The following is a 4,295-nucleotide window of genomic DNA, read 5'->3' on the forward strand; positions in this document are numbered from 1 at the left end:
GGCGCGGGATTCTAGGCGGGTAGCCGATTGGGTTGGGCTGAGGGGTGAAATGACGATTGCAGGCTTTGCACAGGTAGCGCTGGCTGCTGCTGTGATTCTTGCCTTGTTTGACCACCGATTCGCTTATGTCTCTTTGGATGCTTCATGTATCCAATTTTATTTACTCCCCTCAAGCTCGACTACAGTATCGTCGTCGGTTGGGGGCTGTAGGATAGAGGAGGGTGGGTGAGCCAAGCTACATTCACCGGCACACTTGACCTGAATGATCATCAATAGCGCATTTGACACTCAGATTTCGCCTGATGCGTTGGAAGCAATGGCGATCTAGATACCTTTCAATGGCTTGGAAAAGAATTATAAGTTAGTAGTCGATTGTGTTATGCTTATTAGTGATATAACGATTGCGAACATTATAACAGTTGATATCTTTTCGCTTAGAAAGATTTTGCTTATGTAAAAATCAGGCTTGTTGATTTTGGCTTATAATATACACATGAAAGCGCAAAAAGATGTTTTCGCTTACTTTATATGTAACGACCTTGGTAAACTTGAAGAATTAGAAAATATTTACAAACAAATAAAGGGTGACGAATTAGATATTTTTAGTGTGGTAATATATTACATGAGATTTTTATATAACAGCAATGATGATCCATTAAAAATAATTGTAGCGCTTGCTTTTTTGACCAAGATGAAAGACGAGTATTATGATAAAATTACTGCGCCATTATTCAATGAAAGAGAGATAATTCAATGTGCTTTATACTTATCACGTTACATTAGATATAAAGACCCTTATTATCTGGATAGAGCTATACCCATGCTTGACTACATGGACAGTTCGGCCAGGGATAATATAATAAAATTTTTGGCCATTGGATTAAAAAAAGATATGTGGTTTCGAACAAAATTTATTAAGAGAATTACAGCGGATTGGCAAAACCACGGTGTTTATTCATTTGTAAACCCTTTATTTGTGACAAGATTAAGGCTATTAGCAAAAACTGGGTTTTATAAAGATTTAGATAAAATTCTAGAGGAGGCAATTGGCTCAGTTTGTCATAAATATATAAATGTTACCTACTCGAATTTAAAGAATATCCTTGAAAAAATTGATTGTCTAAAAGATAACCTAGGCACAAGTATAATAAACACGATTTATCAAGAGAGAGTGATAAATGTAGCGCGGCAATGGTCAGATATATCTGATATTCTAAAAAATATTATAACAGACCAATCTAAAAAATATGGAGATTTTATTGATTTCGATGTATTAGAGCAGCATTGGCATGATCCTAAAGATAAAAAGACTTTGATACTCGCCTTGAGTAACATTATTTATCGTCTGCGTCAGCTCGACGCGTCGAAGGGTATTGTATTGAGGGGTGAATATTATAGCAAAGAAAGGTTCGAGTTTTTGCTAAATAATCGCTGTGAAAGACTGTATCAACTAATATCTAATCAGCCTATGCTTGATGATAATATAATAATAGCTATCGGAAAGACAGGGTCTAAAGAGTGTATTAATAAATTGCACGAACTGATAGATTCTCTGGATAATTCTATTAATATAAACCTCCTAGACGCAGTGATTCATAGCATGGATAAGGATTTAATTAACAAGACCATTCAAAAGTTTATCAAAAACAGCTACATGGAGGTTTTTGAGTATAAATATCCCGACTTTGTAGCTAAATTAATTAGTGAAGATAATTTGATTGAGATGATCAAAGCCTTTGACCGATTCACCTATGAAAATCGTGATAATACAAAACGTGATAGTATAGAGGCGTTATTATTAAAGCACGCCAAATTGAAAAAGAGATGGGACATAATTGAGAAAATATTAGATAGTAGACTGAATGAAGATAAATTTGATGATTGCCTCAGGATAGCAATAGATATATCTCCAGATAAAACAGCAGAATACTTGATAAGAAATAAAGATAAAATTAAATCAATAAATAATAACTTTTTAGTGCTGTGTGTTTATAAAATGATAGAAGATAACAATCCAACTGCTGAACATCTAAAGCATATGGTTGTTGAATACAATTTATCAGATAAAATAAATGACATTGTTTTATCAAGTGGGAGCTCATCGGCCTTTAAATTTTTATACCAAAATGCACATATCTTAGCTAAAGATTTCAAGGTTGAAGATAAAGATATTCTCAAATTTATACCACAGGAAAATATTATTCAACCGGCATTGGAAGTGATAAAAAATACGCACCAAGCTGATCATCTTAAAGCGATAATGAATATATTGGCGACAATGAATATATTGATGGAATTAGGTCGAGGTGATATTATGCATAAAATGCTAAAAACAACGACGACGATTTCATCTGATCATCCATCAAGATCATAAATAATAATATCTATCGGTAAGCTTACTTCTACAATAAAAAAGAGATATTTTAGCTGCTTGAAGTAAAACTCATTGTTTTTAAAGTCAACTACTTTTCAAATATTTTCGAGAAGAGAGTTTTTAATCTAGGCCAATGTAAGCTGTTTATCAATCAAACAAATATAGTTGACGATCTGTTATGTGCGTGTGATAGAAATGAGAGTACGCTCAGCAATGCACTTTACATAGTTAGCTAATCATGATTGCATTTAGAGAGAATTTGCTAGATAATTGTAGGTAGTACATAAATCCAAATACTTGCTTTATTCCACGGATAGCTCTGATAACCCGGATGCGTTTGCTTGAAGGGATGCTGCCGATTCCAGCATTGCACAAAGGACGCAACCGACCGTCGTAACTCCTCTACACATGGCAAAAATCGCTGCAACTATCAATATAAACAAGAGAGATCCACAAAAAGTCCGTATGAATTGCTTCAACCGATTAAGTCTGCGACTTGCTCTGCGTAATCAGAGATACCCCTTTCGTTAGTCTAAAGTAGCATATACAATGAAGCCTTCGGTACAGTACTGAAATGTCTGTTGCTCTGTATCTATCATTACCTGCACCACGGCCTCATCGCTGAATAGAGTATCTACCAGATCATCAGGCAGTGCGTCCTGCACTTGACATTTTTGATTAGCTAGATGCAATTTTTACTTCTGATGAATGTCAACAGCTCATCGAGTTCGACGACAGTATCGTCGTCGGCTGGGGACTGTGGGATAGGGGCAGCCAAGCCGCATTCATCGGCGCACTTGACCGGTTTGGTCATCAATGGCGCACTTGAAATTCGGATTGCGCCTGACGCATTGGAAGCAATGGCGATCTAGATACTTTTCGATGACTTGAAGCAGAACTATAAATGAGTAGTCGATTGTGTTATGCTTATGGATGATATAACGATTTCAAACATTGTAACTGTTGATATATTTTCGCTTAGAAAGATTATATTTGTGTAATTGATCGGGCTTGTTGATTTTGGTTTATAATATAAACATGAAAGCACAAAAAGATGTTTTTGCCTACTTTATATGTAACGACCTCGGTAAACTTGAGGAATTAGAAAAGATTTGCAAACAAATAAAGGGCGACGAATTAGATATTTTTAGGGTGGTAATATATTACATGAAATTTTTATATAGCAGCAATGAGGATCCATTAAAAATAATTGTAGCACTTGCTTTTTTGACCAAGATGAAAGATGGGTGTTATGATAAAATTACAAAACCATTATTAAATGAAAGAATGATAATTCAATGTGCTTTATACATATCACGTTACATTAGATATAAAGACCCTTATTACCTGGATATAGCTATACCTATACTTTACTCCATAGACAATTTTACTCTTGAAAATATAATAAAATTTTTATTAACTGAATTAAAAAAAGATATGCAGTTTCGAATAAAATTAATTGAGAGAATTACAGAAGATTGGGAAAGGTATGATGTTTATTCATTTGGAATATATTCATTTATAGCAAAATTAAGGATATTGGCGCAAATGGGGTTTTATAAAAATTTAGATAAAATTATCGAGAAAGCAATTAATTTAGTCTCGCATAAAGATGAAGATGCATCCTGGAGTTTAAAAGATATTCTTAAAAGCCTTGATGAGATAAAAGATGACTTAGGCACATGTATAATAAAAACGATTTATAAATGGAGTGTTATAAATAAAGCAGAGAAACATTCGTTTATATCTGACGTTATAAAAAATATTATAACAAGTCAAGCTATGAAATATGGAGATTTTATTGATTTCGATGTATTAGAGCGGAATTGGCATGATCCTAAAGATAAAAGTACTTTGATACTCGCCCTGAGTAACATTGTTTATCGTCTGCGTAAGCTCGACGCGTCGAAGGGTATCATCT

General features: G+C 34.2%; 4 protein-coding genes. 3 read left to right on the forward strand and 1 reads right to left on the reverse strand.

Features of this window, described 5'->3' with window-relative positions; genetic code table 11:
• Window positions 1–229: hypothetical protein (locus NZM04_02670; GenBank protein ID MCS7062946.1), on the forward strand; the 229-nt coding region annotated here is incomplete at its 5' end.
• A 264-nt stretch (window positions 230–493) separates the two neighbouring features.
• On the forward strand, window positions 494–2,374 hold the full coding sequence (locus tag NZM04_02675) for a hypothetical protein (GenBank protein ID MCS7062947.1): 1,881 nt from the start codon (window positions 494–496) through the stop codon (window positions 2,372–2,374).
• A 682-nt stretch (window positions 2,375–3,056) separates the two neighbouring features.
• On the opposite strand, the gene NZM04_02680 is transcribed toward NZM04_02675, so the two are convergent.
• The gene (locus NZM04_02680) at window positions 3,057–3,188 is read right to left on the reverse strand and encodes a hypothetical protein (protein MCS7062948.1); all 132 of its coding nucleotides are present in this window, start codon (window positions 3,186–3,188) and stop codon (window positions 3,057–3,059) included.
• A gap of 224 nt (window positions 3,189–3,412) precedes the next feature.
• Between NZM04_02680 and NZM04_02685 the strand changes: the two genes are divergently transcribed.
• The coding region (locus NZM04_02685; protein ID MCS7062949.1) for a hypothetical protein at window positions 3,413–4,295 on the forward strand (883 nt) is incomplete at its 3' end.

Source organism: Candidatus Methylacidiphilales bacterium (genome assembly GCA_025056655.1).
Taxonomy (GTDB): Bacteria; Verrucomicrobiota; Verrucomicrobiia; order Methylacidiphilales; family JANWVL01; genus JANWVL01.